Annotated in this window: 25 protein-coding genes; 10 read left to right on the top strand and 15 right to left on the bottom strand. The window is 72.2% G+C overall.

Annotation, left to right across the window (positions count from 1 at the left end; all coding sequences use genetic code 11):
* Positions 1-53 precede the first annotated feature (53 nt).
* Genes R9X44_RS08860 through R9X44_RS08845 form a run of 4 tightly spaced genes read right to left on the bottom strand, consistent with a single transcriptional unit; the run spans position 54 to position 3,260 of the window.
* Entirely contained in the window at positions 54-704 is a 651-nt protein-coding gene (locus R9X44_RS08860) for a polysaccharide deacetylase family protein (protein WP_319813516.1), read from the bottom strand.
* A complete protein-coding gene (locus tag R9X44_RS08855; protein WP_319813515.1) occupies positions 701-1,234 on the bottom strand; it encodes a VOC family protein in 534 nt (177 codons plus the stop codon). The genes R9X44_RS08860 and R9X44_RS08855 overlap by 4 nt, the downstream gene beginning before the upstream one ends.
* 20 nt (positions 1,235-1,254) lie before the next feature.
* On the bottom strand, positions 1,255-2,028 hold the full coding sequence (locus R9X44_RS08850; RefSeq protein WP_319813514.1) for a nuclear transport factor 2 family protein: 774 nt from the start codon (positions 2,026-2,028) through the stop codon (positions 1,255-1,257).
* 32 nt (positions 2,029-2,060) lie between these two features.
* Positions 2,061-3,260, bottom strand: coding sequence for an acyl-CoA dehydrogenase family protein (locus R9X44_RS08845; protein WP_319813513.1), 1,200 nt, complete (start codon positions 3,258-3,260; stop codon positions 2,061-2,063).
* Between the two features lie 159 nt (positions 3,261-3,419).
* Between R9X44_RS08845 and R9X44_RS08840 the strand changes: the two genes are divergently transcribed.
* Genes R9X44_RS08840 through R9X44_RS08820 form a run of 5 tightly spaced genes read left to right on the top strand, consistent with a single transcriptional unit; the run spans position 3,420 to position 8,409 of the window.
* The gene (locus R9X44_RS08840; protein ID WP_319813512.1) at positions 3,420-4,352 is read left to right on the top strand and encodes an STM4015 family protein; all 933 of its coding nucleotides are present in this window, start codon (positions 3,420-3,422) and stop codon (positions 4,350-4,352) included.
* A gap of 2 nt (positions 4,353-4,354) precedes the next feature.
* Positions 4,355-5,407 carry an STM4014 family protein gene (locus R9X44_RS08835; protein ID WP_319813511.1) on the top strand — a complete coding sequence of 351 codons (1,053 nt, stop codon included), beginning with the start codon at positions 4,355-4,357 and terminating at the stop codon, positions 5,405-5,407.
* A 34-nt stretch (positions 5,408-5,441) separates the two neighbouring features.
* The gene (locus R9X44_RS08830) at positions 5,442-6,227 is read left to right on the top strand and encodes an STM4013/SEN3800 family hydrolase (protein WP_319813510.1); all 786 of its coding nucleotides are present in this window, start codon (positions 5,442-5,444) and stop codon (positions 6,225-6,227) included.
* A complete protein-coding gene (locus R9X44_RS08825) occupies positions 6,224-7,570 on the top strand; it encodes an STM4012 family radical SAM protein (RefSeq protein ID WP_319813509.1) in 1,347 nt (448 codons plus the stop codon). Before R9X44_RS08830 ends, R9X44_RS08825 begins: the two co-directional genes overlap by 4 nt.
* Positions 7,570-8,409 carry an STM4011 family radical SAM protein gene (locus tag R9X44_RS08820; protein WP_319813508.1) on the top strand — a complete coding sequence of 280 codons (840 nt, stop codon included), beginning with the start codon at positions 7,570-7,572 and terminating at the stop codon, positions 8,407-8,409. Before R9X44_RS08825 ends, R9X44_RS08820 begins: the two co-directional genes overlap by 1 nt.
* 57 nt (positions 8,410-8,466) lie before the next feature.
* Here the strand turns inward: R9X44_RS08820 and R9X44_RS08815 are convergent, their stop codons facing one another.
* From R9X44_RS08815 to R9X44_RS08790, 6 genes are all read right to left on the bottom strand, one after another.
* Positions 8,467-9,597, bottom strand: a complete 1,131-nt coding sequence (locus R9X44_RS08815) for a DUF6745 domain-containing protein (protein WP_319813507.1) — start codon at positions 9,595-9,597, stop codon at positions 8,467-8,469.
* A gap of 23 nt (positions 9,598-9,620) precedes the next feature.
* Positions 9,621-9,953 carry a hypothetical protein gene (locus tag R9X44_RS08810; RefSeq protein WP_319813506.1) on the bottom strand — a complete coding sequence of 111 codons (333 nt, stop codon included), beginning with the start codon at positions 9,951-9,953 and terminating at the stop codon, positions 9,621-9,623.
* A 136-nt stretch (positions 9,954-10,089) separates the two neighbouring features.
* Positions 10,090-10,896 carry a MetQ/NlpA family ABC transporter substrate-binding protein gene (locus R9X44_RS08805; RefSeq protein ID WP_319813505.1) on the bottom strand — a complete coding sequence of 269 codons (807 nt, stop codon included), beginning with the start codon at positions 10,894-10,896 and terminating at the stop codon, positions 10,090-10,092.
* A 24-nt stretch (positions 10,897-10,920) separates the two neighbouring features.
* Positions 10,921-11,520 carry a methionine ABC transporter permease gene (locus R9X44_RS08800; RefSeq protein WP_319813591.1) on the bottom strand — a complete coding sequence of 200 codons (600 nt, stop codon included), beginning with the start codon at positions 11,518-11,520 and terminating at the stop codon, positions 10,921-10,923.
* Positions 11,521-11,558: 38 nt separating this feature from the next.
* Positions 11,559-12,551, bottom strand: a complete 993-nt coding sequence (locus R9X44_RS08795) for a methionine ABC transporter ATP-binding protein (RefSeq protein WP_413774918.1) — start codon at positions 12,549-12,551, stop codon at positions 11,559-11,561.
* A 352-nt stretch (positions 12,552-12,903) separates the two neighbouring features.
* Positions 12,904-13,797, bottom strand: coding sequence for a sugar kinase (locus tag R9X44_RS08790; protein ID WP_319813503.1), 894 nt, complete (start codon positions 13,795-13,797; stop codon positions 12,904-12,906).
* 258 nt (positions 13,798-14,055) lie between these two features.
* Here R9X44_RS08790 and R9X44_RS08785 point away from each other — a divergent pair, with 258 nt between their 5' ends.
* The 4 genes from R9X44_RS08785 (at position 14,056) to R9X44_RS08770 (ending at position 19,160) form a co-directional block, all read left to right on the top strand.
* The gene (locus tag R9X44_RS08785; protein WP_319813502.1) at positions 14,056-16,506 is read left to right on the top strand and encodes a GNAT family N-acetyltransferase; all 2,451 of its coding nucleotides are present in this window, start codon (positions 14,056-14,058) and stop codon (positions 16,504-16,506) included.
* A gap of 91 nt (positions 16,507-16,597) precedes the next feature.
* Entirely contained in the window at positions 16,598-17,182 is a 585-nt protein-coding gene (locus R9X44_RS08780) for a DUF5998 family protein (protein WP_319813501.1), read from the top strand.
* Positions 17,179-18,288: an alkaline phosphatase family protein gene (locus tag R9X44_RS08775; RefSeq protein ID WP_319813500.1), complete on the top strand. Its 1,110-nt coding sequence runs from the start codon at positions 17,179-17,181 to the stop codon at positions 18,286-18,288. Before R9X44_RS08780 ends, R9X44_RS08775 begins: the two co-directional genes overlap by 4 nt.
* A gap of 53 nt (positions 18,289-18,341) precedes the next feature.
* A complete protein-coding gene (locus tag R9X44_RS08770) occupies positions 18,342-19,160 on the top strand; it encodes a sulfurtransferase (protein ID WP_319813499.1) in 819 nt (272 codons plus the stop codon).
* A 433-nt stretch (positions 19,161-19,593) separates the two neighbouring features.
* On the opposite strand, the gene R9X44_RS08765 is transcribed toward R9X44_RS08770, so the two are convergent.
* From R9X44_RS08765 to R9X44_RS08745, 5 genes are all read right to left on the bottom strand, one after another.
* Positions 19,594-21,801 carry a CHAT domain-containing protein gene (locus R9X44_RS08765; protein WP_319813498.1) on the bottom strand — a complete coding sequence of 736 codons (2,208 nt, stop codon included), beginning with the start codon at positions 21,799-21,801 and terminating at the stop codon, positions 19,594-19,596.
* Positions 21,798-22,226, bottom strand: a complete 429-nt coding sequence (locus tag R9X44_RS08760; protein ID WP_319813497.1) for a hypothetical protein — start codon at positions 22,224-22,226, stop codon at positions 21,798-21,800. The genes R9X44_RS08765 and R9X44_RS08760 overlap by 4 nt, the downstream gene beginning before the upstream one ends.
* Positions 22,227-22,474: 248 nt before the next feature.
* Positions 22,475-23,017: a sigma-70 family RNA polymerase sigma factor gene (locus R9X44_RS08755; RefSeq protein WP_319813496.1), complete on the bottom strand. Its 543-nt coding sequence runs from the start codon at positions 23,015-23,017 to the stop codon at positions 22,475-22,477.
* Positions 23,014-24,099, bottom strand: a complete 1,086-nt coding sequence (locus R9X44_RS08750) for a S8 family peptidase (RefSeq protein WP_319813495.1) — start codon at positions 24,097-24,099, stop codon at positions 23,014-23,016. Before R9X44_RS08750 ends, R9X44_RS08755 begins: the two co-directional genes overlap by 4 nt.
* Positions 24,100-24,187: 88 nt before the next feature.
* On the bottom strand, positions 24,188-24,601 hold the full coding sequence (locus R9X44_RS08745) for an organic hydroperoxide resistance protein (RefSeq protein ID WP_319813494.1): 414 nt from the start codon (positions 24,599-24,601) through the stop codon (positions 24,188-24,190).
* Between the two features lie 74 nt (positions 24,602-24,675).
* On the opposite strand from R9X44_RS08745, the gene R9X44_RS08740 reads away from it, so the two are divergent.
* On the top strand, positions 24,676-25,227 hold the full coding sequence (locus tag R9X44_RS08740) for a TetR/AcrR family transcriptional regulator (protein ID WP_319813493.1): 552 nt from the start codon (positions 24,676-24,678) through the stop codon (positions 25,225-25,227).
* Positions 25,228-25,232 lie beyond the last annotated feature (5 nt).

The following is a 25,232-nucleotide window of genomic DNA, read 5'->3' as shown; positions in this document are numbered from 1 at the left end:
ACGAAGACGGGCGGGCGCGGACATCCGCACCCGCCCGTCACAGTTCCCGGGCCTCAGCCGCCCGCGACGAGCGGGCCGAGATCGCCCGTGACCTCGCCCCTGCACACCGGGACGCACTCCGGAGGCAGCTCGGCGGTGATCTCGACGCCGTCCGCGAGCACGCCGTCGAGGAAGGCGGGAAGGTGCTCCATGGCCTCCTTGACGATGTCGTGCAGCACGAGCAGCGTCCACGGCCGCCGCTGCACGTCACGCCGTGCCCGCTCGGACCACCCGTCCGGGTCCTCCCAGTCCCGGGGAACGCTGTTCCACAGGGCGACCGTGTACCTCTCGGCCACCAGGTACTGGACGGCCTCGGGACTGAACAGGTGGGGTCCGAGGCGCCCTCCGCCCCCGAAGGGCCGGAACAGTTTCTCGTCGCCCGCGAGGTCCCCGAGGAGGTCCTGCATGTCGGCGATCTCGCGCCCTACCGTCTCCCACCCGGGGCTTTCGCCGAGCGGGACCGTGTGGGTCATCGAGTGGTTGCCTATGACGTGCCCGGCCGCCGCGACCTCCGCGAGCAGTTCCCTGCCCCCCGGCTTGCGCAGCTGGTCCCCGACGGGGAAGAACGTCGCGCTGAGGCCGCGCGCCGCGAGCTCCCGTAGGACGAACGGCGTGACGTCGGGGTCGGGGCCGTTGTCGAACGACAGGGTGAGCCTTGCCGTCACGGCTCGCGGAAGGGGTTGTTGCTGCTGTGGTCGCCGCCCAGCCAGCGGTCGAGGTCGGCGTGGGCGGACGCGCGGCGCTCGACGTTGATCCGCTCGGCGTCGGCGTGGTCGAGGGTGAACTCCAGCTGGAGGCCGTCGGGGTCGGTCGCGTAGAGCGAGACGCAGTAGCCGTGGTCGATCACGAGGTGTTCCCAGTCGTGCTCCTTGAGCCGCCCGGTCAGCGCCTCCTGGGTCTCGGCGTCCACCTGGAGGGCGATGTGGATGAACGGCGACGGACGGAACTGCGGCTCGAAAAGGGCCTGGTCGGAGGGGTCGGCGAACTGGAAGAACGCGAGGGCGCTGCCGTCGGCGAGGCCGTAGAAGGTGTGGCAGTAGGTGCGCTCCGCGCCGAGCAGTTCGTCGACCTCGGTCCATGTGGCGATGAGCGGGAAGCCGAGGACGCCCTCGTAGAAGCGCTGGGTGGCGCGCTGGTCCTTGACGACGAAGGCGTTGTGGTGCAGCCGGGTGGGCAGGGTGTTCGGGGTGGTCATGCGGTCTCTCCTCGCACGGGTCAGGCGTTGATGGGAAGGTCGGGGATCAGCGCGGGGGTCTCCACGCCGACGGTGAAGCGGCGCAGGCGGGCGTCACGGAACCCCGCCTCGCCCAGCGCCTTGCGGTGCTCCTGCACACGCGGGTCGGCGACGTGCCGCCGAAGGTCGCTCTCCGAACGCCACCGGGTGAAGACGCGGACGGCTCCCGGCTCCTCGTCGGCGGTGACCGAGTAGTCGAGGATGCCCGGCTCGTCCTGGAGTGCCGCGCGCAGGTCACGCGTCGCGGCCAGGACGTCGGCACGCCGCTCGGGGTCGACGGAGAAGCCGCCCGCGACGATGAAGGCCGACGCGTTCTGCGCCGTCGAAGAAGCCGACGGGTCAGGCCCGCCGAGCCGCCAGTTGGTGCGCACGACGCGCTTGGCGATGCGCCATCCGTCCGGGGTCCTACGCAGGCTGTCGACGTACATGCCGCCGACGTCCTCCACCTGCGCGCCCGCCGACGTCTGGGTGAGGTAGTGCGACTGGTACTGGCAGCGCGAGGTCGCGGTGTCGCCGTCGACGACGACTTCGTGGTTGGCCACGAGGTGCTGGCAGCGGTCCACGCCGCGCAGGTCGAGGACCTTGGCGAAGAACCCGCCGATCTCCTGCGGGCTGGTCATGATGTGGTCCGCGCCGTAGTCGGCGTGGCACTCGGGGGTGAAGACCTGCGCGAGGTCCTCGAAGCGCCGCTGGTCGAGCGCCCAGCAGTAGCGGACGGTGACCGCGATGATCTCGGCGGTGTCTTGCGACGTCATTTCTCTCCTCAAGGGGGTGGGGTGGTGTGCGGTCACTGGCCGACGAGGCCGCCCTTGACCTCGGCGTCACGGCCGAGCAGCAGCGCGCCCGCCTTGCCGAGGATGTGGTCGTCGTCGATGGTGGCGTGGCCGCGCAGGGTCAGGAGGTCGCGGACGTAGTGCTGGGTGATGTCGCCTGAGCGGAAGATGCTGGAACCGCTTCCCTGGAGGCAGATCTGGGCGGCGTCCCAGGTCAGGCGTGCGATGGTCTGGCAGTCGAGTTCGCACATGGTGCGCAGTTCGGCGCTGAGCTCGTCGGGCCCCGCGGCGTTCGCCTCGGTGATCCGCCTGACCATCGCGTCCAGCAGCGCGGAGGCGGTGCGGAGGGTGGCGGTCGCGCGCGCGAACCGTGTCTGTCCTGCGGTGGTGTCGCCGGTAAGGGTGGGGCTGAAGGCGGCCCGCCGCTTTCCGAGCCGTTCGCGGTACCCCTCGAGGATGGCTTCCGCGCCGCCGAGCATCACGACGGGCACGATCAGCATGACGAGGTCGCGGCTGTCGTAGCCGTAAAGCGGCTCGGCGTGCAGCTCCGAGCCCGGGCTGCGGCGGGTGAACTCCGTGGCGAGGCTGCGCACGAGGTGCTCGGGGACGAACAGGTCGGCGACCTCGACGTCGTGGCTGCCGCTGCCCTTCATGCCCGAGACGTCCCAGGTGTCATGGACGGTCACCTCGTCGCGCGGGACGAGGAAGAAGGAGGGCACGTCCTCGCCCTCGACGAGCCCGATGAGGCTCACCCACTCGGCGTGCATGACGCCCGAGCAGTAGCTCCAGCGTCCCGAGACCCGGTAGCCGCCCTCGACGGCCTTGGCCCGGCCGGGCGGGTTGGCGACGCCGGCCATCTGGGCGGGCCTGCCGTCCTTGAAGAACTCGTCCAGCGCCTCCTGCGGCCAGCGCGCGAGCAGGTAGTTGTGGCACATCAGGAAGCCGAGGGTCCACGCGGCGGTGGGGTCGCCCTGGGCGAGCGTGCGCATCACCTCGACGGCCTGGGCGAGGTCGCCGCCCGATCCGCCGAGGGAGCGCGGCAGCAGCAGCGAGAAGATGCCCGCTTTGTCGGCGTCCTCGATGGTGGCGTCGGGGAGGGCGCGCAGTTCCTCGGTGGCGAAGATCCGCTCGCGGAGGCCGGGGATGAGGGCGCGGCTGTTGGCGACGACCTCCTCAGCGGAGCGGAGGGGAGCGGTGGTCGGGGTGGAAGCCATGCTGATCTCCATTAAGTACGGAACCGTTCCGTACCTAAGATAGCCATGGAAAGGCGAAAAGCAAGAGGTCGGAGGGCCTGAGGTGACGGACCGCCTGCGGTTTGTCGGCGGCGGCTGATAGACCTTGCGCGTCAGTTCCCCCAGAGAGGCCGATCGACGATGATCAACCAGTTCGCCGAGTCCTTCGCCGGTCTTCCGGTGTTCGACTTCACCGAGGAGACCGAGCTCACCGGGCTGCCCGAGCCCGAGTCCGTCGCGTGGCGGCTGCGCATCGCCGACTACGTCGAGGAGTTCGAGCCCTTCCAGAAGCTGTTCGCGTCGTTCCTCGAGCACGTGGACACCGCACGCGTCGGCGCGCTGCTCTTCGGCAACTGGGGTCCGACCTACGACGTGGCCTCCAACAAGCCGCTCGGGCTGCTGACCGACGCCGCAGAGCGCTTCCCGAACCTCAGGGCGTTCTTCTTCGCCGAGTTCCTCCAGGAGGAGGCCGAGATCTCCTGGATCATGCACGACGACATCACCCCCCTGTTCACCACCTTCGGCGGGCTCGAGGAGGTCGTGGTCAGGGGCGGCTCAGGGCTCTCGCTCGAGCCGCTGAAGGCGCCCTCGCTGAAGTCGCTGCGCTTCGAGTCAGGCGGCCTTCCCGGGGGAGTCGTGCGGGCCGTGGGCGCGTCGGACTTCCCCGCGCTGGAGTCGCTCGAGCTGTGGCTCGGCGTCGAGGACTACGGCGGCACCTCCTCGGTGGAGGACCTCGCGCCGATCCTCAGCGGCGAGCGGCTGCCCGCCCTGCGCGAACTCGGCCTGCAGAACTCCGCGTTCCAGGACCGGATCGCCGCCGCCGTCGCGGGCGCGCCGATCGTCGCGCGGCTCGAGGCGCTGTCGCTGTCGATGGGCTCGCTCACCGACGAGGGCGCCGAGGCGCTGCTGTCCGGCCAGCCGCTCGGCCACCTGGCCAGGCTCGACCTGCACCACCACTACATGTCCGACGCGATGATGGAGCGGATCGTCAAGGCGCTGCCGGGCGTCGCGGTGAACGTCGACGACCAGAACGACCCGGAGGACGACTGGCGTTACGTCGAGGTCGCGGAGTAGCCGTGCGCCTCACCGTCGTCGGCACCCCGGGCGACCGCCGCGTGACGCTGTTCGCGGCGGCGTGCGCCCGCGCGGGGCTCGCCGCGCCCCTGGTCGTCCCCTGGCGCGACGTGCTCGGCGGCCGTCCCCTCACCGTCGAGGGCATGTTGCGGATCGACTCACCGGGCGAGGACGCCGAGGCCAACGCGCTGCTGCGCGGGCCGGGCGACGCGGCGCGGATCGGCGGGGGAGCGCGCTGGTACCGGACCTTCCTCGACGGCCTGGACAGACTCCGGCCTTATCCGTCGTTCGCCGACGTGGGGGACATCGCGGTCATGTTCGACAAGCGCGCCTCGCACGCCAGGCTCGCGGCCGCCGGAGTGCCGGTGCCGCCCGCGCTCGGGCCCGTCGGCGGGTACGCCGAGCTGCGCGAGAGGATGGCCGAGACGGGGTTCCACCGGGTGTTCGTCAAGCCCGCGCACGGCTCGTCGGCGTCCGGGGTGATCGCGCTCCAGGCGGCGGGCGGCAGGATCAGGGCGCAGACCTCGGCCGCGCGCGACGCCGAGGGCTGGTACAACTCGCTCAAAGTGCGCGCCTACACCGACGAGCACGAGATCGCCCTCCTCGTCGACGCGCTCGCGCCCGACGGCCTGCACGTCGAACGCTGGTTCCCCAAGGCGGCGCTCGCGGGCAGGGTCTTCGATCTGCGGGTCGTGGTCGTCGCGGGCGAACCCACCCACGCGGTCGCGCGCACGTCCCGCGCGCCCATGACCAACCTGCACCTCGGCGGTCAGCGCGGCGACCTCGCCGCGGTGCGCGCGGCGATCGCGTGGGACGCGGCGATGGACGTGTGCGCCCGCGCGGCGGCCTGCTTCCCGAACAGCACGATGGTCGGCGTCGACCTCCTCGTCGGGGTCGGGATGCGCGGGTTCGCGGTCGCCGAGGTCAACGCGTTCGGCGACCTCTTGCCCAACCTGACGGGCCTGCCGGGCACGTCGGCCGAGGGGCGCGACGTCTATGACGCCCAGGTCGCGGCGTATCTGCGGACCTCGGGTGAGGTCGCGGTGCAGGGGTGAGATGTCGGTGCCGCCTGGTAGGACTGTGCTCGATATGAACCCGATGCCCGACATGAACGCGATCGTGGGCACCCACGACATCGTGCTCGTCACCCTCGACACGCTGCGCCATGACGTCGCCGTGCGGCTCGCCGCGCAGGGCCGCACGCCGCGCATGGCCGAGCGGTTCGCCTGGCAGGAGCGGCACGCGCCGGGGAACTTCACGTTCGCCTCGCACATGGCGATGCTCGCCGGGTTCCTGCCCACCCCGGCCGGTCCGGGCCCGCACCCGCGGCTGTTCGCCGGGGCGTTCCCCGGCAGCGAGACCACCGCGCAAGGCACCTGGACGTATGAGCAGGCCGATCTGCCCGCCGGCCTCGCCGCCGCCGGGTACCACACGGTCTGCGTCGGCGGCGTCGGCTTCTTCAACCGGCTGACCCCGCTCGGCTCGGTCCTGCCCGGCATGTTCGCCGAGTCCCACTGGGAACCCGGGTTCGGGGTGACGGCCCCCGACGGCCTCGACAACCAGCTCACCAGGATCGCCGAGGTGCTCGCGCGCACCCCCGAGCGGCTGTTCCTGCTGCTCAACGTGGCCTCGCTGCACCAGCCGAACCACTTCTACCTGCCCGGCGCGTCCGGCGACTCGCTGGAGACCCATGCGGCCGCCCTGGAGTACGTGGACGCGGGCATGGGCCGGCTGTTCGCGATGCTGCGCCGCCCGTCCTTCGTCATCGTCTGCTCCGACCACGGCACCGCCTACGGCGAAGACGGATACGTCGGACATCGTCTTGGGCACGAGGTCGTCTGGACCGTGCCCTACGGAGAGTTCGTGATCGCATGACTATCCCTGCCCTCAATAGTCCCTTTACCTATGGTTCGTGGACATATACGTCGCCCTTCGAGCAGTACGTCTACGCGTATCCGCACAAGACGGCGTATCGGCCACTTGATCCAGAGCCCGCCCTTGCTGACGTGTGGGCCGGTGAGGACACTTCCACGCTGTTCCTCTACGTGCATCTCCCGTTCTGCAAGATCCGCTGCGGGTTCTGCAACCTGTTCACCAGGACAGGCGCGCCCGAAGAGCTCACGACGGCCTATCTCGACGCGCTCGAACGACAGGCGACCGCCGTCCGCGACGCTCTCGGCGATGCGGCCTTCGCCCAGGCCGCCTTCGGTGGTGGCACACCCACCTACCTCACAGCTTCGGAGCTGGAACGGCTGTGCCTGCTCACCCAACGCCTCACCGGGGGGACCTCGGGCGTGGGCGTGCCCTTGGGCGTTGAGACGTCACCTGATACGGCCACTCCCGACAGGCTCGCGATACTGCGTGACTTCGGCACGAGCCGAATCTCCATCGGCGTGCAGAGCTTCGTAGAGGCCGAGGTCAAGGCCGTTGCCCGCCCGCTGAAGACGGATCAGGCGACGAAGGCGCTCGACGCGATCAGGGACGCCGGTTTTCCGGTACTCAATATCGATCTGATCTACGGGATCACGGGACAGACCGAGGAGTCGTGGCTCGCGTCGATCGACCGGGCACTGGAGTGGCGGCCAGAGGAGCTCTATCTCTATCCGCTTTATAAGCGGGAGAAGACAGGGCTGGAGAAGCTGGAAGGCATCGCGCTCGATCCCGTGTGGGACGAACAGAGACTGCGGCTGTACCGGGCAGGTCGGGATCACCTACTCGCACTGGGATACGAGCAGGTGTCCATGCGGATGTTCCGGCGGCCGGGGGAGGGGGGCGGCACCGAGTACTGCTGTCAGGAGGACGGGATGGTCGGGCTCGGGTGCGGGGCGCGTTCCTACACGTCGCGGCTGCACTACTCGTTCGAGTACGCGGTGGAGGCGTCGGCGGTCCGGTCGATCATCGACGAGTACGTGCTCGCCGAGGACTTCTCCCGGGCGAGGGTCGGGTTCGCCCTTGACGAGTCCGAGCGCCGCCGCAGGCATCTGCTGCAATCCCTGCTCCAGGCCGACGGCGTGGACGTCGCCGCCTACACCCGCAGGTTCAGAACCGACCCCGAAGACGACGCCGACCTGACGCCCTTCGCCGCCAAGGGCTGGCTGGAGCGGACGCCGGAAACGATCCGCCTGACCCCTGAGGGACTCGCCTACTCCGACGCCCTAGGACCCGCCTTGTTCACCCCGGAGGTGCAGCACCTTATGGACACCTACACGCCGCGCTGATGCTGACGATCCTCTACCGCGGCCCCCTGGCCAGCTGCGACTACGACTGCCCGTACTGCCCGTTCGCCAAGCGCCGCGACAGCCGCGAGCAGCTGCGCGCCGACCGCGCGGCGCTCGCCAGGTTCGCCGCCTGGGTCGCCGCGCGCGACGCCGACACCGCAGTGCTGTTCACCCCGTGGGGCGAGGGCCTCGTCCGGTCCTGGTACCGGGAGACGATGATCGAGCTGAGCCATCTGCCGCACGTGCGCAGGGTGGCGATCCAGACGAACCTCGGCGGCCGGACGTCATGGACATCACGCGCCGACCGCGAAACCCTCGCCCTGTGGACGACGTACCACCCGGGACAGGTGACCCACGAAAGGTTCCTCGCCAAGAGCCGCGAGCTCACCGAGCTCGGCGTACGGCACAGCGTCGGCGTCGTCGGCCTGCCCGAGCACCTTGCGGCGGCCCGCCGTATGCGCGCCGACCTGCCCGCGGACACCTACCTGTGGATCAACGCCGCCGAGGGCCACTCCTACACCGACGCCGAGGCCGCCGAGTGGACGGCACTCGACCCGCTGTTCTCCTACAGCCGCCATCCGCACCGCAGCCTCGGCCTGCCCTGCCGGACCGGCCATGACGTCGTCTCCGTCGCCGGGGACGGCACGGTGCGGCGCTGCCACTTCGTGAAGACGCCCCTGGGCAACCTCTACGACGGCACCTTCACGCCGACGCCTGAGCCCGCGCCCTGCCCCAACACCCTGTGCGACTGCCACATCGGCTACCTGCACCTGGAACCGCTCGGCCTGTACGACGTGTTCACCGGCGGCCTCCTGGAACGCATCCCCGCGCACCTGTAGACCCGCGCGTCCGTGACGCCCCGGCCCCTGCGCGGGGCGTCACGGCGGGGGCCCTCGTCAGGTCTCCTTCTCCGGGCGGTAGTCGGCGGCCTCCAACCCGAACGTCCAGGCGACGCCCTCGCGCGCGGTCCGGGTGTCCGGCGGGACGCGCAGGTAGTACGTCCGGATCGTGCCGTCCGGCTCGGGCGTGGAGTTCAGCACCTCGACCATGACGACTGGCTCGTCGTCGGGCAGCTCGATCCGCCAGAGGACGCCGGTCTCGTCCTTGTGCCTTGGGGTGGCCCCGGACTCGGCGAGGTAGCGGTCGTATCCGAAGTGCTCGAGCATGATCCGGCGCAGCTCGGCGTTCTCCTCGGCGCGGATGAGCTCGGGGGTGAGCCGGGCGAGGGTGCCGACGAACTCGGCGGGGAAGGGCATGCCGCGCCAGGCGTGCAGGCCGAAGCCGTCGGGGTAGGCCAGGGCTGGGCCGTCGCCGCTGTGCAGGCGGCCCGGTTCGTCGCGGCACAGTCGGGACGGGCGCTCGGTGAGGATCAGCAGATCCTCGCGCGGCCACCACCATCCGGCCGACTCGGCGACCTCGGCGAGGCCGCGCAGCGGCTCGCTCCGGCCCAGGGCCGCGAACAGGGCGAGCCATGGCGCGTCGTGCTGGCCGAGGACGGCGTCGAGGGTCGCGCCGCGCAGCAGCCGGCTCAGCTCCTCGTCCTCCTCGTCGTCCTCCGTGGCCCGGCCCGCGTCGCCGATGGCGGCCCTGATCCGCGCGGCGAGGGCGTTCACCGGCTCCCAGCTCGGCGCCGCGGTGCGGCCCCACGCCTCGGCCCAGCCGACCGGGCCGAGCTCGGCGTAGGCGGCGGCCCGCTCGGCCTCCCACGGCTGGGAGCGCACCCGCTCGCGGACGGGCGCGCCCGCGCCGAGCCGGGGAAGGAGCTCGGCGGCCTCGGCGGACGAAAGCGCGCGCTCGGGGCCGGCGCCGGAGCGCAGCGTGCACGCGCCCGCCGGGATCAGGGAGACGATCTGGGCCCGCGTCTCGTCGGACAGCTCAGGGTCGAGCAGCGCGGTGAGGGCCGCCCCGGCGAGCGGGGAGGAGGCCCACACGACGTGTGCGGGCTCGGGCAGTCCCGCCGCGCGGTAGGCGGCGGCCGCTCCGGCCTCGGCGCGGGGACGGTCTGCGGGCAGTGCGGTGAAGGGCATCGGGGGGCCTTTGGCTTGGGAGGTCAGTCGGCGACGGGACGGGCGTCGAAGGAGCGCGGCACGTACTCGCGCTGCCGCACGACCTGGAACCAGCCCTTGGGCAGCGTGATCGGCCCGTGCTCCTCGTGTACGAGCCGCCCGCCCTCCGGCAGGTGCAGGTAGTCGGGGCTCAGCAGGTGCGGGGTGCGGTACAGGGTGCCCTGGCCGGTGAGCGCGTGCGCGTGGCCGGTGGCCTCGCCGAGCGCGAGCACGAGGCGACCCCGCGCGTCGCGTGGGACCGGCGGCAGGGCGCGCGCGGCGGCGGGCACGGCCTCGGCCGCGACCTGCTGGATCAGAATGTCTCCCTGGCGGTACATGCGAGTGAAGGTAGCCGCCGCCACTGACAGAATCCCGCCGCGAGACCACCGGCCCCGGAAAAAAACACCGAGGCCCCGCGCGGGCGAACGCTGGGGCCTCGGTGTGCAGGCGGGCGCCGGAGATCCGGCGCGGAGGTCACTTCGCGGGAAGGACCGATCCCTCGTACTTCTCCTCGATGAACGCGCGGGTCTCCGGCGACTGGAGCAGCTCCAGCAGCTTGGTGATCTTCGCGTCCTTCTCGTCGCCGGTCTTGACGACGAGGCCGTTGGCGTACGGGTTGCCGTCGGCGGACTCGAGGGCGAGCGCGTCCTCGGACGGGACGAGCCCGCCGGAGATCGCGTAGTTGCCGTTGATGACCGCGGCGTCGACGTCCTGGAGGGAGCGCGGCAGCTGCGCGGCCTCGAGTGCCTTGAACTTCAGGCCCTTGGGGTTGGCGGTGATGTCGCGCTCGGTGGCCGCGACGCCCGCGCCGTCCTTCAGGGTGATGACGCCCTGGTCGGCGAGCAGGGCGAGGGCGCGCGCGCCGTTGGTGGCGTCGTTGGGGATCGCCACGACAGCGCCGCTCTTCAGCGCGTCAAGGGCGGTGACCTTCTTGGAGTAGACGCCGAGCGGCTCAAGGTGGACGTCGCCGACCCAGGCGAGGTCGAGGCCCTTCTCGGCCTCGAAGTCCTCGAGGTAGGGCTTGTGCTGGAAGTAGTTGGCGTCGAGCAGGCCGTCGTTCAGCGCGATGTTCGGCTGGACGTAGTCGGAGAACTCCTGGATCTCCAGGTCGAGTCCGGCGTCGGCGGCGAGGTTGTCCTTGACGAACGTGAGGATCTCCGCGTGCGGCGACGGGCTCGCCCCGATGACGAGCGCGTCGTCGGAGCCGGAGTCGGAGGAGCCGCAGGCCGCGGCGAGCGCGAGGGCCGCGGCGGTCAGGGCGACGGTGAGCTTCTTGAGCACCGGTGTGCTGCCTTTCAGGGGTTCTTACTTGTGGGAGAGACGCCGGACGAGGAGGTCGCCGAGCATCTGGACGGCCTGGACCAGCACGATCAGCACCGCGACGCAGGCGATCATCGTGCCGGTCTCAAAACGCTGGTAGCCGTAGCGGATGGCGAGGTCGCCGAGACCGCCGCCGCCGATCGCCCCGGCCATCGCCGAGTAGCCGACCAGGGTGATCACGGTGACGGTCAGGCCCGCGACGAGCCCTGGCCGCGCCTCGCGCAGCAGGACCTTCCGGACGATCTGGACGCGTGACGCGCCCATCGCCCGCGCGGCGGCGATCACGCCGGGGTCGACCTCGCGCAGTGAGGTCTCGGCGAGCCGCGCGAAGAACGGGATCGCGCCGATCGCCAGCGGCACGATCGCCGCCTCGGTGCCGATCGTCGTGCCGACGAGGGCCCTGGTCAGCGGCAGGACCGCGATCATCAGGATGATGAACGGCAGCGACCTGCCGATGTTGACCACGAGGCCGAGCACCCGGTTGACCGGCGCGCAGGGCGCGAGCCCGCCGCGGTCGGTGAGCACCAGCAGGACGCCGAGGGCGAGCCCGCCCACCGCGGTGATGACGCCGGAGACCCAGACCATCTGGAAGGTCTCCTGGAGGGCGATGACGAGGTCGGCGCTCAAGCCGCGATCTCCAGGGTCAGGCCGCTCTCGCGCAGGTGCGCGATCTGCGGGGCGTTGAGTTCGGGGGTGCCGGGCAGCTCGATGCGGAGCCTGCCGACGCGGGCGTCGCCGACCTCCTCGATCGAGCCGCCGAGCACGTTGACGTCGATCGAGTAGGTGCGGGCGAGCGAGGAGATGAACGGGGTCGAGGCGTCGTCGCCGATGAACGTCACGTCGAGGACCGTCGTGTCGGGCCGCACGGTCGGCGCGGGCAGCGGGAACAGGCCGCGCGCCAGCTCCGAGCCGGGCCGCGCCAGCAGGTCGAGCACCTTGCCCGACTCGGTGATCCTGCCGTCGCGCATGGTCGAGGCCGAGTCGCAGATCTTCTTGACGACGCCCATCTCGTGCGTGATCAGCAGGACCGTCAGGCCGAGCTCGCGGTTGAGGTCGCGCAGCAGGTCGAGGACCGAGTCGGTGGTCTCGGGGTCGAGCGCGGAGGTCGCCTCGTCCGACAGCAGCACCTTGGGGTCGCCCGCCAGCGCGCGGGCGATGCCGACGCGCTGCTTCTGGCCGCCGGACAGCTGGGCGGGGTAGGCGCGGGCGTGCTCGGTCAGGCCGACGAGGTCGAGCAGCTCGGCGACCTTGCGCAGCCGCTCGCGGCGGGGAACGCCGGTGACCTCGAGCGGGAACGCGACGTTCCCGGTGACGTCGCGGGAGCCGAGCAGGCCGAAGTGCTGGTGGATCATGCCGATGCGCTGGCGCGCCTTGCGCAGGTCGTCGCCGGGCAGCGCGAGCAGGTCGGCCCCGTCGACGAAGACACGGCCCTTGTCGGGGCGTTCGAGCACGTTGACGCTGCGCAGGAGCGTGCTCTTGCCCGCGCCGCTGCGGCCGATGACGCCGTGGATCTCGCCCTCGGCGACGTCGAGGCTGACGCCGTCAAGCGCGGTCACGGTGCGGCCGCGGGCGCGGTACACCTTGGTGAGGTCGTGGAGCTTGATCACAGGTCTCATTCCCGGGGCAGCGCCGCGTTCCGGGCGCGCTGCGGTAGAGGGGCAGGCGATGGGCGGGAGTTCACGGGGCTCGCAGGGCGAGCCCGCTCTAGGGCCTCAACCGCACATTCGCCGACACGCGACGCGCACGGCCCGCATGGGGCGGCGGTCTCTCGGGTCGGCGGTCATGGACATGACTAAACCACATGACGGACATGTCCGCCAAATCAGAGCGTAGTCACGCAGCACTTACCGTGATCAACAAAGCCCATGAAAAAGGGCGGAACCGTATGGTTCCGCCCCAAAACACAAGCCGATCAGCCTTCCAGCCCCTGACGCGTTCGGGCGCCCGAGGTTCTCCAGCGCGCGACCATCAAAGCGTCGGGCGTGCTCCCAGGTGGGTGATCGCCCGGGCCGCGAGGCGGTTGCCCGCGGCGAGGGCCTCGGCCGGGGGCTTGCCGTCGAGCCAGGCGGGCAGGAAGCCCGCGGTGAAGGCGTCGCCCGCGCCGGTGCCGTCGACGACCTTCTCGACGGGCTCGGCCGGGACCGTGATCGGGTCGGGGCGGCCGTTGGTGTACCACAGGGAGCCCTCGTCGGCCATCTTGATGACGACCTGCGGGTACCACGCGGTGAGGACCTTGGCGGCCAGCTCGGGCTCGTCGCGGCCGGTCAGCGCCTCGGCCTCGGAGGTGCTGACGATCAGCAGCTTGGTGCCGTGGGTCCACTCGAAGAAGGGCTCGGCCCCCGCGCGCTTGAGCGGCGAGGAGGACGCGCCGTCCACCGAGACCGACATTCCGGCCTTGCCCGCCATGCGCAGCGCGTGCAGCGCCGCGTTGCGGGATCCTTCGTTGAGCAGCGAGTACCCCGAGACGTGCAGGTGGCCGCCGGGGGTGAACAGGTCCGCGGGGATGTCGTCCGGCAGCAGCGCGCCGTTCGCCCCCGGATCGGACATCATGGTCCTGTCGCCCTTGTGGGTGATCAGGACCACACAGGTGCCCGTAGGCCGCTCCGGGTCCATGACGAGCCTGGCGTCGACGCCGTAGCCCATCAGTTCCATGTCCCGGTTGCGGCCGTTGATGTCGGAGCCGCGGCGGCCGACGAACGCTACGTCGACCCCCTCGACCGCGAGCCAGGCCGAGACGTTCGCCCCCGAACCCCCGCCGTGCATCGTCACGCTGGCCGGGGTGTCGCTCCCCTTGGCCAGGGGGTACGCGGCTCGTGCCACGGCGTCGGTCATCAGATCGCCGACCACGACCACGCGTGTCATGATTCACCTCGCTCTTACGGCAGCTCCGCCTAACGACAGACCCGCACCATTCTGCCTGGGCGTGCCGACGACCGTAACAGCTTCAACCCTCGGATTTGGTCTCGAACGCGCAGCGAAACGGGTAACGGGCCGACCTTCTGTCCGGACCCTTCACATGCGCACTCTCCAGTAAACCCCGGAACGGGGTGACCCGTACCGGTCCGATCCACCTCGTGACCCTCACGTGACCGTTATTCGTCCGTCGCCTACGCTCGAGCTGTGACCGATCATCCCTATCCCGATCACTGGGAGGCCGACGTCGTCCTCTCCGACGGCGGGACCGCCCACCTGCGCCCCATCAGGCCCGAGGACGCGGAGCTGCTGAGGGCTTTCTACTCGCGGGTCTCGGCCGAGTCGATCTACTACCGGTTCTTCTCCCCGCGCCCCCACCTCAGCGAGAGAGAGATTCGGCATTTCACCACAGTTGACTATTCCAACCGCGTGGCACTGATCGCCACGATTGGTGAGCAAATGGTGGGTGTTGTGCGTTATGACAGGACAAAGGACCCTGACCAGGCAGAGGTCGCCTTCCTCGTAGAGGACGCCCACCAGGGCCGCGGCGTCGGGTCCGTCCTGCTCGAGCACCTCGCGGCCGCCGCGCGGGAGCGCGGGCTCGCCCGTTTTGAGGCGAACGTCCTGCCCGACAACCGCAAGATGACCAAGGTCTTCAAGGAGGCCGGGTACGCGGCGGTCCAGCGGTTCGAGGACGGGATCATCCAGCTCACCCTCGACCTCTCGCCCACCGACACCTCGGTGGAGGTCATGGCCGCACGCGAGCACCGGGCCGAGTCACGGTCGATCGAACGGCTGCTGCACCCGTCGTCGGTCGCGGTGATCGGGGCGAGCCGCGTCTCGCACAGCGTCGGGCAGACGGTCCTGCGCAACCTCCTCGGCGCGGACTTCACCGGGCCCGTCTACCCCGTCCATCCCGAGGCGCACGCCGTCGCCGGGGTCCGGGCCTACAAGGCGGTCGCGGAGATCCCCGACGAGGTCGACCTCGCCGTCGTCGCCGTACCCGCCTCGTCGGTACAGGACGTCATAGGCCAGTGCGCGGCCAAGGGCGTACACGGCCTCGTGGTCGTCTCCTCCGGCTTCGCCGAGAGCGGCGAGCAGGGCAGGGAGCAACAGCAGGACCTCGTAAGGGTGGCCAGAGCCAACGGGATGAGGGTGGTCGGCCCCAACTGCCTCGGCATAGCCAACACGGACCCCTCGATCAGGCTGAACGCCACACTCGCGCCCGTCCTGCCGTACCGAGGGCCCGTCGGGTTCTTCTCCCAGTCCGGCGCGCTCGGCATCGCGATCCTGCAACGGACCGCAGAACGCGGCCTCGGCTTGTCGACGTTCATCTCGGCGGGCAACCGCGCCGACGTGTCCGGCAACGACCTTCTGCAGTACTGGGAGGCCGACCCCTCGACCAACGCGGTCATGCTCCACCTGGAGTCCATAGGCAACCCCCGCAAGTTCACCCGCCTCGCGCGACGCGTCTCGCGCGCCAAGCCGATCGTCGCGGTGAAGACCGGAAGATCACTCCAGGGCGTCCCGCTCGGCCACGCGGTACGCCGCATCGAGCTGCCCGACCACGCCGTCAGCGCCCTGTTCGAGCAGGCGGGCGTGCTGCGGGTGGAGGACCTCGGCGAGATGTTCGACGTCGCCCAGCTGCTCGCCTACCAGCCGCTGCCCACCGGCAACCGGGTGGCGATCATCGACAACGCCGACTCCCTCGGCCTGCTCGCCCGCGACGCCGCCGCCGTGCACGGGCTCGTCCCCGGCCCCCTGTCCTCCCTCGGCCCCAACGCGGTGGCCGCCGACTACACCCGCGCGCTGGGCGCGGCCCTGGAAGACCCCGCCTGCGACGCCGTCATCGTCATGTACACGCCGCCCGTCATGGGCGGGGCCGAGCTGATCATGTCCGGGGTCCGCAAGTCCGAGCCCGTCGCCTCGGCGATCTCGGAGCTGGCCAGGGGGGCGGCCAAGCCGATCCTGGCGACCTACCTCGGACAGAAGGGGATGCCGCCCGCCTTGCGGTCCCTTTCCCCGACGGGGGAGCCGGGCCCGGGCTCGGTGCCTTCTTACCCGGCCCCGGAGGACGCCGTACGCGCGCTGTCTTACGCCTCCCGTTACGCGGCCTGGCGACGCCGTCCGCACGGCAGCGTCCCCGACCTCGACGGGATCGACCAGGAACGGGCCCGTGAGCTCGTCGCCGGGTGGCTGGCCAAGGGCGAGCGCGGAGACGCCGAGGAACTCCTCGCCTGCTACGGCGTCCCGGTAGGCGGGCAGAGCGGCGGCGTCGCCGTACACATCGTCACCCAGGAGGACGCGTCCTTCGGCGCGGTCGTGTCGTTCCGCCTGTCCGACGTGGCCGCCGCCCTCCTCGACGACCGCGCCTACCGGCTCGCCCCCCTCACCGACCTTGAAGCCGCCGACATGGTCCGCGCCATCCGGATGGCCCCCCTGCTGTTCGGCCACCAGGGCGCGGCCAAGGTCGCCGTCGAAGCCCTGGAGACCCTGCTCATCAGGGTCTCCCGGCTCGCCAGCGACCTGCCGGAGGTGGCGCGGCTCGAACTCGAACCCGTCATGGTCGACACCGCAGGGGTGACCGTCACCGACGCGCGCCTCACCCTCGCCCACCCGCCCGGCCCCCGCCTGCCCCTCGAGCCGCGCCGGATGTGAGGGCGGGACGCCGGGCCGAAGTGCCGGTCCGGCGTCCGTGTCCCGGCTCTCCGGGATGCGCTCGGCGCTCGGAACAGGGCAGGATGGGGGAATGAGGGAAACCCGAGCGAAGGACGACCACGGGTTGCGCGGCGCGATCGAGCGCAGCGGCTACTACCCGGAGCTGGTCGCCGGGGCTGTCGAGTCGGCACTGGGCACCGAGGAAGTGCTCGCCTACGTGGTCCACCACGAGGCGGCGTTCGACCCCGGCATGGAGGTGCGCAGGCACGTCACCGTCCTCGTCCTGTCCCCGACGCGGCTGCTGTTCTGCCACACCGACGAGCACCCGCCGAGCGACCTTGTGCCACAGCCGCACTGCTCGACCACGACCGAGGCGGTCAAGCTCGACCGCATCTCCTCGGTCGCCGTCACCCGGGTCGTGCCACGGCCAGAACGCTACGTGCCGGGGGTCCCGCCGACGGAGGTGGTGCTGACCCTCGGCTGGGGAGTGAACTCCCGGATCGACCTCGAACCCGCAGGATGCGGCGACGAGAACTGCGACGCCGACCACGGCTACACCGGCGCGGTCACGTCCGACGACCTGTCCCTGCGCGTCAGCGAGGCCGCCGACGGCGCGGAGGCCGTCAGCCAGGTGCTCGCGTTCGCCGAGGCGCTCACGGCGGTGACCACACGGTGACCGAGATCCCCGTTCCGCGTTACGGCGAGACGGCTTTGGCCGACCTGTCGTCGTCGGTACTGGGCTCGCTGGGGGTGCGGGGCGCGGCCAACGTGCTCGACCTGCCGGAGCTGCCGCGCGCCTGCGTGCTGCTGATCGACGGCATGGGCTGGGAGCTGCTCCGGGCGCATCCGGAGGAGGTGCCCTTCCTCAGTTCCCTTCCCGGCCGTCCCCTGACCGCCGGCTTCCCGGCGACCACGGTGACGAGCCTCAGCTCCCTGGCCACCGGGCTGCCTCCCGGCTCGCACGGCATGGTCGGCCTTGAGGTCGCCGTCCCCGGCGAGGGACGGCTGCTCAACTGCCTGCGCTGGGACAACGGCAGAACCGACCCCGAGTCCTTCCAGCCGCGCCGGACCGTCTACTCACGCGCGGCCGACGCCGGGATCGCCTCAAGCTACATAGCCTCGGGCGCGTACATGGGCAGCGGCTTCAACTCCGCGATCACGCGCGGCGTGAACTACGTTCCGGCCGACGGCATGGGCCAGCTCGTCGCACGCGCCGAGGAAGCCCTGGAGGGCAAGCGCGCGCACGTCACCGTCTACCACTCCGACCTGGACACCGCGGGGCACATGTACGGGGCGGGCTCCAAGACGTGGCGGTACCAGCTGCGCTTCGTCGACCTGCTCGCCGAACGGCTCGCCGAGGTGATCCCCGCGGGCACGGCCCTGTACATCACGGCCGACCACGGCATGAGCAACCCCGACGACAAGCTCGACACCGCGGTCCACCCCGAGCTCACCGAGGGCGTGGCGCTGCTCGGCGGCGAGGCGCGGGCCAGGCACGTCTACGCCGAGGACGGCGCGGCCGACGACGTCCTCGCCGCCTGGACCGAGGTCCTGGGCGACCGCGCGTGGGTGATGTCCCGCGCGCAGGCGGTCGCGGCCGGCTGCTTCGGCCCGGTCGAGGCCGAGATGCTGCCGCGCGTCGGCGACGTCGTCGCGATCGCGCGCGGCGGGCTGGCGATCGTGAACTCCGCGGTCAACTCGTTCGAGCACCTGATGGTCGGCATGCACGGCTCACTGGTGCCCGAGGAACAACTGGTACCTCTCCTTTGGACGGCGCGATGAGTACGGGACCTGAGCCCCTCCCCGAAGGGCACGACAGCGGTCACACTGACGATGTGCGGCCCCTCATAGACGCGCCGAGCCTCGCTCGCCTGCGCGGACAAGCAGTCATCCTCGACGTCCGCTGGCGGCTGGGCGGTCCGCCCGGCTTCGAGGCGTACCGCGCGGGCCACATCCCCGGCGCGGTCTACGTCGACCTCGACGCCGAGCTCGCGGGCGCGCCCGGCGAGGGCGGCCGCCACCCGCTGCCGACCGCCGGGGACTTCGAGGCGGCGATGCGGCGGGCCGGGGTCGACGACGACTCGATCGTCGTGGTCTACGACGACGCCGACGCCACGAGCGCGGCCCGCGCGTGGTGGTGCCTGCGCTACTTCGGCCACCCGCGCGTCAGGGTCCTCGACGGCGGTTTCACCGCGTGGACGCGGGCGGGCCTGCCGGTGGAGACCGAGGACGCCGCGCCCAAGCCGGGCGGCTTCACCGCGCGTCCCGGCGCGCTGCCGGTGGTCGACGCCGAGGGCGCGGCCGCGCTGGCCAAGGCGGGCGTCCTGCTTGACGCGCGCGCGGCCGAGCGGTTCCGCGGCGAGGTTGAGCCGGTCGACCCGGTCGCGGGCCACATTCCGGGCGCGGTCAGCGCGCCCACCTGGGCGAACGTCGGCGGCGACGGCAGGTTCCTGCCCGCCGAGGTGCTGCGCGAGCGCTTCGCGGCGCTCGGCGCGACCGACGCGGCCGACGTCGCGGTCTACTGCGGCTCGGGCGTCACCGCCGCCCACGAGATCCTCGCGCTGACCCTCGCGGGCGTCCCCGCGGCCCTCTACCCCGGCTCCTGGTCCGCCTGGGTCACCGACCCCTCAAGACCGGTCGCCACAGGCCCCTGAGCAGCCCTGAGCCCCCGTCAGGACCCGTGGCCACGGGTCAGGGCAGGTTCGAGCAGGGCCCGTGGCCACGGGTCAGGGCAGGTCTGAGCGCCCGCCAGGGCCCGTGGCCACGGGTCAGGGCAGGTCTGAGCGCCCTTCAGGTCCGTCGTCGCGGATACCTGAGCTGGTCTGAGACCGTCAGGACCGGTCGTCGCGAGCGCCTGGGCGGTCCGCGGAGCCCGACCGGCTTGGGAATTAGGTCGGGCTTGGCGACCGACCGGGCAAGGCGGCCGCCGCAGGTCGCGGAGCCCGACCGGTTCGGGAATCCGGTCGGGCTTGGCGACCGGCCCGGCAAGGTAGCCGCCGCAGGTGCCCGAGGGGGCGACCGGCCCGACCCCTCAGGGGGTGAGGGGCGGGCGGCTCGACCTGATCACGGGTGGGCTTGCGTGTGGGGTCAGGAGCCTGCGCCGAAGGACTGGAGGCCCATGCGGCCGGGGGTGTGGGGGAGGGCTGCGAGCGCTCGGGTGGGGGACTCGCCCGTGGTGAGGCGGTGGTGGAGGTCGGCCATCAGGGCGGGTGCCGCGGCGTCGGGGAGCTTCGTCACCGCCGCGATCACTGTGCGGACTCCGGCTGACATGAGGACGCCGGGCAGGCCGAGGACGTCGTCGCCGAGTCCCGCGTCGCAGGCGGACATGACCACGACGGACGGCGGTGCGGCGAGCGCGTTGAGGTCGTGGCCGGTGAGCGGGCCGTCCTTCAGGTCGAGATACGAGCTCAGCGGGTCGTCGGCCAGGTGGACGCCGTGGGCCGCGACGTGCGCGAGTCGCGCACCGCACAGGAGCCCTGGGTCAGTTCCCGTGTGCGCGTCCGGATAGACGTCTCGGAGCGCTGCGAGCTCGGCTTCCGCGTGCTGAAGGCCGGGGCCGGAAAGCAGCACCACGGGTCCCGGCTCGGGACGGCGTTCCTGGGCGAGGAGCCAGGCCGTCGCCGAAGGCACGACGGTGAAGGGCGCGTCGGTGACGGTCGTCCAAGGCAACCCGTACAGGGAACCCGTAGGGGCGATGACGAGTTCGACGCCGTCGAGAAGCCCGAGTGCGGGCGCGAAACGGGACCGCAGGGACGCGACGGCGGCGGTGGGCGCGGACCCGTCGACCATGGCCCGCGTCAGGGCGAACCGGATAAGCCGGGTCTCCCGTACTGCCGCGTCATAGGAGCCGAGGACGGCCCGGCGTATGCGTCCGTCACGCACGACAAGGGCGAGCAGCCGGTCTTCGGCCCTGACGAGTTCCAGAAGCCCGACCCCGTGCAGCCCCTCAAGCAGGTCGGCCGTCGCCACTGAAGGACGTGCCGTCGAACCTCCCGTACTGAGCGCCCTGGCACGCCCGGAAAGGCCGTCCATAGAAGGACGCCGGATCGGCGACGGGAACACGATGCTCCGGCGCAGCTCCTCCATGCCGAGCAGTTCACGGTCGGTACGGGCGAGGCGTACGGCAAGCGGAGACAGGTCGGCGCACGCCTGGCCGAGCACGCCGCGCAACTCCACCGAGTCCCCTCCCGCCGCAAGGGCGGCCGCCGTGCGCAGCGCCTCGCGCACCGCCCTGCGCGCCTCGGCCTCCTCGCCCCTGGCGCAGTGCACGTGCGCGGTCGCCCGGTGGGCGCGCAGCCGCAGCGCGGCCGACGCGGCGGAGCCCGGCCGGGGGAGCAGGTCGGGTTCGGCGGGGAACGCCAGCGCGGCCTCCACCCGGGTCCGCAAAGCCGGGTCGGTCCAGCCGAACGCCTCCAAGCGCGCGGCGGTCGTGCGTACGGACACCAGAAGGGAAGGGGAGCGCTCTCCGCGCGCGGCCTGGGCGCGCAGCAGCACCCCGTGCGCCCTGGCCTCCCAGCCGGGCCGCGCCTGGACGGCGAACGCGTCCTCGGCCTCGCGCGCGGAGTCCGCCGCGCGTCCCGCGTCGCCGCACGCCAGTTCCGCCTCGGCGCGGGCGAGCAGGGCGGTCGCGGCGTCGGCGGCGAAGCCCGCGCGCGCGGCGGTCTCGACGGTCTCGGCGAGCAGCTCCCGCGCGTCCCCGCACAGGCCCGCCTCAAGCAGCGCGGAGGCGTGGTCGAGGCGGTGCTGGGCGCGGCGCTCCCCGGTGAACTCCGGCGCGCACTCGGCGAACAGGCCGAGCGCCCGTGAGAACCGTCCGCGCAGCGCCGCGAGGTGCGCCTCGTTGTGCCGGACCATCAGCTCAAGCCTGCGCGGCCCGGTACGCGCGGCGAGGGACGCGGCAGCCTTCAGCGCGCTTTCCGCGGCCTGGAAGCGGCCCGCCTGCGCGAGGGAGATGCCGTTGGCCATGAGCCGCGCGGCCCGCCATACCGGGTCGCCCGTCCCCGGCCGCGCCGGACGGTCGACCTTGCCCTGGCTGGCGCGCGCGTAACTGCGGTGCAGAGACAGCCGCTGAAGGTCCGCGCCCACAAGGTGGGGCTCGGCACGGTCGGCCAGGACAAGTGCCTCAGCGGTCCTGCCGGAAGCGGTCAGCAGCGCGACCATGACGGCCTGGACCCGGGCCGTCGCGGCGACGTCGCCCGCGCAGCGCGCCAGCGCGTCGGCGAGCAGCCGGTGCCCCTCGGCGAGGTCGCCGGTCTCCTTGGCGTCAAGGGCCCCGGCGAGGAGGGCGTCGATCACAGGGTGGTCCAGCTCGTGACGACCGAGGCCCCGTCCGGCAGCGCGAAGTGCAGCATGACCGGGCCGGGCGCGACGCCGTCGGCGAGGAAGAACCCCGTCGCGTCCACCGGAACGGAGACCGCGTCGCCCGCGTGCCGCACGGTCAGGTGCGCCGCGCGGGCCGGGGACACCCGCCCGGTCAGGCACAGCCGCCGCGCCCCCGCCGACACCTCGACCTCGACGGCGACATCGACCCCCTCGAACGTCAGCATCCGCGCCGCCCCGCGCAACCCCGCCGCCGACGGCGTCAGCGACGTGACGAGCTCGGCGAGCGCCGCGTCCGGATCACGGAAGGCCAGCGCGGCCCGAGCCGCGACGAAGGACCGCTCCGGCGGCGGGTCGAGCAGCGCGAACACCCGCTGAACCTCGTACAACAGATCGTTCATGATGTCCCTCCGGCACGGGCCCCTACGGCGCACGCGCGAACGCGGATCAACAACCCGCCCAACGGCGGTAACGAAAGAAATCTCGATGGACCGGCTCCGCCGTCCCGGGCGGCGAGGCAGCGCGATCTTGTGGATCGGCGTCGCCGTGCCCCGCGGCCCTGCGGATCGCGGTGGTCATGAAGGGTCGGCTCGGTTACCAGGTGCTGTGCGTGCGGCTTCACCCACTCGGGCCCCGAGGATCGCGGTGGTCATGAGGTGTCGGCTCGGTCGCCCAGGGCGGTGGTGAGGGCGTGGAGGCAGCGGGCGCGGGCGGGGCCGATGGCGCCTCGGGGGAGGCCGAGTGCGGCGGCGACCTCGGCGTAGGGCGTGGCGGCGGCCAGGAGCCTGAGCATCCTGCGGCAAGGCTCCGAGAGGGTCTCCAGGGCCGCGGCGACGCGGGCGAGGCGGTCGCGGGCCTCGGCGACCGGCTCAGGCCCGGGGGCCGGGTCGGGGAGGTCGAGCGGCTCGCGCGGCGCGGGGACCGCCGCGTGCGGCAGGCACTCGCGGCGGCACGTCGTGGCGAGCCACCCGCCGACGCCGTCGGGGGAGCGCAGCGCGCCGAGGTGCTGGACGAGCCGCAGCCACGTCGTCTGGACGACGTCCTCGGCGGCGGGTCCGGAGAGCCCGTGCGCCCGCGCGATCGACCAGAGCATCGGGTGATAGCGCGCCACGAGCGCGTCCCAGGCCGCCGCGTCTCCCACGCGGGCGAGCTCGACGAGCTCGCCCGACGTGGCAGTGCCATGTCCGCTCACGCGACGAGCGTCCCGAGCCCCGGCCGCACCGGGCCCGAGCCGAGCACCGCGTCCGCCGCCTCGGCGGGCTCCATCCCCCGCGCGACGCGGGCGGCGACCTCCCCCGCGACGACCGGGGCCGCGAACGACGTCCCTGACCAGTCGGCGAACCCGTCGAACTCCCCGAACCGCACGAAAGTGCTGCGCACCGCCGTGCCCGGCGCTGCGGCGTCGACCCACCAGCCGTGGTTGGAGAACCAGGCGCGCTCCTCGCCGTCGAGCGCGGCGACCGCGATGACCTGCTTCAGCGCGGCGGGCCAGAACGGCCGGTCCGAGGCGGTGTTGCCCGCACACGCCGTGACGACCGTGCGCCGACCGAGCGCGGCGATGGCGCGCTGGAGCAGCGGCGAGGGCCTGTCGTCGAAGGTGTGGCAGCCGAGCGACAGGTTGACCACGTCGGCCTTGAGCCCGTGCAGCGCCCTGATCACCTGGAGCTCGTCCCCGACGCCGTCGCCCCCGATGACGCGGCGCGCGACGATCCGCGCGGACGGCGCGCGCCGCAGGACGATGCCCGCGATGAAGGTCCCGTGGCCGGACTGCGCGTCGAGCTCGTAGTCCAGGTCGGCGTCCAGCACCTCGCGGTCGGCCTCGGCGTGGTCGGCGAACCAGTCGGCGGCCGCGTACCAGGGGTGCGGGTCGAGCCCGGTGTCCAGCACCGCGACGGTCACGTCGCGCGCGGGCCCGGTCCCCTCGACGACCGGGGCGGGCAGCGCGGGCGCGGGACGCGGCCGGTCGGCCGGGCCCGTCCACCACATCGGCTGCCCGTACACCAGGTGGTTGGGCGAGACGCTGAGGCCGCGTTCCCGGGCCAGGAGGCTCAGCTCGCACACGTCGACGCGGGCCGAGCGGTTGAGGCGGAGCCGGGTCAGGCCGGGCCCCGGCTCGCTGCCCGCCGTCCACCTGCGCAGCAGGTCCTCGGCGCGGGCGAGGTCGGAGCCCGCGACGAGGACCTCGTCCCTGCGCAGGAGTGAGCCGGTCTGCGCGACCGACACGTCGCGATGGCGGGCGAGCAGCCGCTCCACCCGTGCACCCTGATCGAACATGGCGCACAGTGTGCCGCCCTCCCGCCGCCGGTCCGCGCCACCTGACGCGACCTTTCCCACGGGTTTACCCGGGTTTACCGGGGGAGGCTCACTCGCGGACGAGCGAGACGGGGATGTTGCCCCGCGTGGCGTTGGAGTACGGGCAGACCTGGTGGGTCGCCTCGAGCAGGCTCGCGCCCGCCTCCTCGGAGATCGCGTCGGGCAGCTCGGCGCGCAGCGCGACCTCGAGGCCGAAGCCGCCGGACCCGTTGGGCTTGAGGCCGACCTCTGCGGTGACCGACGCCTCGGACACGTCGAGGTCCATCCGTCCGGCGACGAGGTTCATCGCGCTGGCGAAGCATGCGGCGTATCCGGCGGCGAAGAGCTGCTCGGGGTTGGTGCCCGCGCCGTCTCCGCCGAGCTCCTTGGGGCGGGCGAGGGCGACGTCGAGCCTTCCGTCGTTGCTGACGGCGCGGCCGTCACGTCCGGACGCGGTGGCGATGGCGGTGTAGAGCGCGCTCATGGGAAAGCCTCCTGAACAGACCTGTCTGTATGTGCGATCCCAACATAGACAGACCTGTCTGGTACTGTCAACGCATGGCACCACCGGCCCGCGACGCCCGCACCCGCGTTCTGGACACCGCCACCCGGCTCTTCTACGCCGAGGGCGTCCACACCGTGGGCATCGACCGGATCATCGCCGAGGCCGAGGTGGCGAAGGCGACCTTCTACCACCACTTCAAGTCCAAGGACGCGCTCGTCGGCGCCTACCTCACCGAGCAGTACCAGCTCCAGCGCGCGGGCTTCGCCGCGATGCCCGGCGACGGCGCCGCCAAGATCGAGCTGATCTTCACGCGCATCGCCGAGGTGAGCTCGCTGCCCGGCTTCCGCGGCTGCCCGTTCCTCAACGCCGCCGCCGAGTTCGCCGACCCCGAGCACCCCGTGCGCGAGGTCGTCGCGGAGTACCGCGTGTGGTTCGAGTGCCTGATGCGCGACCTGCTCGCCGAGGCCGGCCACCGCGACCCGGCCGGCGGCGCGCGGCTCCTGCTCCTGCTGCGCGACGCCGCGGCCGTCAGCGGCGCGCTCGACCCCCCGGGAAGGACCAGGGAAACCGTCGGCGCAGCATTGCGCGGCCTGCTGACGGCATAGGATCT

The organism is Actinocorallia sp. A-T 12471 (assembly GCF_033875155.1).
GTDB lineage: Bacteria > Actinomycetota > Actinomycetes > Streptosporangiales > Streptosporangiaceae > Actinocorallia.
This window is presented reverse-complemented; position numbering and strand designations above follow the sequence as displayed.

What these genes read in the sequence shown, in the direction of transcription:
- R9X44_RS08855 (WP_319813515.1), bottom strand. Translation starts at nt 1,234, where the DNA reads ATGACCACCCCGAACACCCTGCCCACCCGGCTGCACCACAACGCCTTC.
- R9X44_RS08850 (WP_319813514.1), bottom strand. Translation starts at nt 2,028, where the DNA reads ATGACGTCGCAAGACACCGCCGAGATCATCGCGGTCACCGTCCGCTAC.
- R9X44_RS08845 (WP_319813513.1), bottom strand. Translation starts at nt 3,260, where the DNA reads ATGGCTTCCACCCCGACCACCGCTCCCCTCCGCTCCGCTGAGGAGGTC.
- R9X44_RS08840 (WP_319813512.1), top strand. Translation starts at nt 3,420, where the DNA reads ATGATCAACCAGTTCGCCGAGTCCTTCGCCGGTCTTCCGGTGTTCGAC.
- R9X44_RS08830 (WP_319813510.1), top strand. Translation starts at nt 5,442, where the DNA reads ATGAACCCGATGCCCGACATGAACGCGATCGTGGGCACCCACGACATC.
- R9X44_RS08825 (WP_319813509.1), top strand. Translation starts at nt 6,224, where the DNA reads ATGACTATCCCTGCCCTCAATAGTCCCTTTACCTATGGTTCGTGGACA.
- R9X44_RS08820 (WP_319813508.1), top strand. Translation starts at nt 7,570, where the DNA reads ATGCTGACGATCCTCTACCGCGGCCCCCTGGCCAGCTGCGACTACGAC.
- R9X44_RS08815 (WP_319813507.1), bottom strand. Translation starts at nt 9,597, where the DNA reads ATGCCCTTCACCGCACTGCCCGCAGACCGTCCCCGCGCCGAGGCCGGA.
- R9X44_RS08810 (WP_319813506.1), bottom strand. Translation starts at nt 9,953, where the DNA reads ATGTACCGCCAGGGAGACATTCTGATCCAGCAGGTCGCGGCCGAGGCC.
- R9X44_RS08800 (WP_319813591.1), bottom strand. Translation starts at nt 11,520, where the DNA reads ATGGTCTGGGTCTCCGGCGTCATCACCGCGGTGGGCGGGCTCGCCCTC.
- R9X44_RS08795 (WP_413774918.1), bottom strand. Translation starts at nt 12,551, where the DNA reads ATGAGACCTGTGATCAAGCTCCACGACCTCACCAAGGTGTACCGCGCC.
- R9X44_RS08790 (WP_319813503.1), bottom strand. Translation starts at nt 13,797, where the DNA reads ATGACACGCGTGGTCGTGGTCGGCGATCTGATGACCGACGCCGTGGCA.
- R9X44_RS08780 (WP_319813501.1), top strand. Translation starts at nt 16,598, where the DNA reads ATGAGGGAAACCCGAGCGAAGGACGACCACGGGTTGCGCGGCGCGATC.
- R9X44_RS08760 (WP_319813497.1), bottom strand. Translation starts at nt 22,226, where the DNA reads ATGAACGATCTGTTGTACGAGGTTCAGCGGGTGTTCGCGCTGCTCGAC.
- R9X44_RS08750 (WP_319813495.1), bottom strand. Translation starts at nt 24,099, where the DNA reads ATGTTCGATCAGGGTGCACGGGTGGAGCGGCTGCTCGCCCGCCATCGC.
- R9X44_RS08745 (WP_319813494.1), bottom strand. Translation starts at nt 24,601, where the DNA reads ATGAGCGCGCTCTACACCGCCATCGCCACCGCGTCCGGACGTGACGGC.
- R9X44_RS08740 (WP_319813493.1), top strand. Translation starts at nt 24,676, where the DNA reads ATGGCACCACCGGCCCGCGACGCCCGCACCCGCGTTCTGGACACCGCC.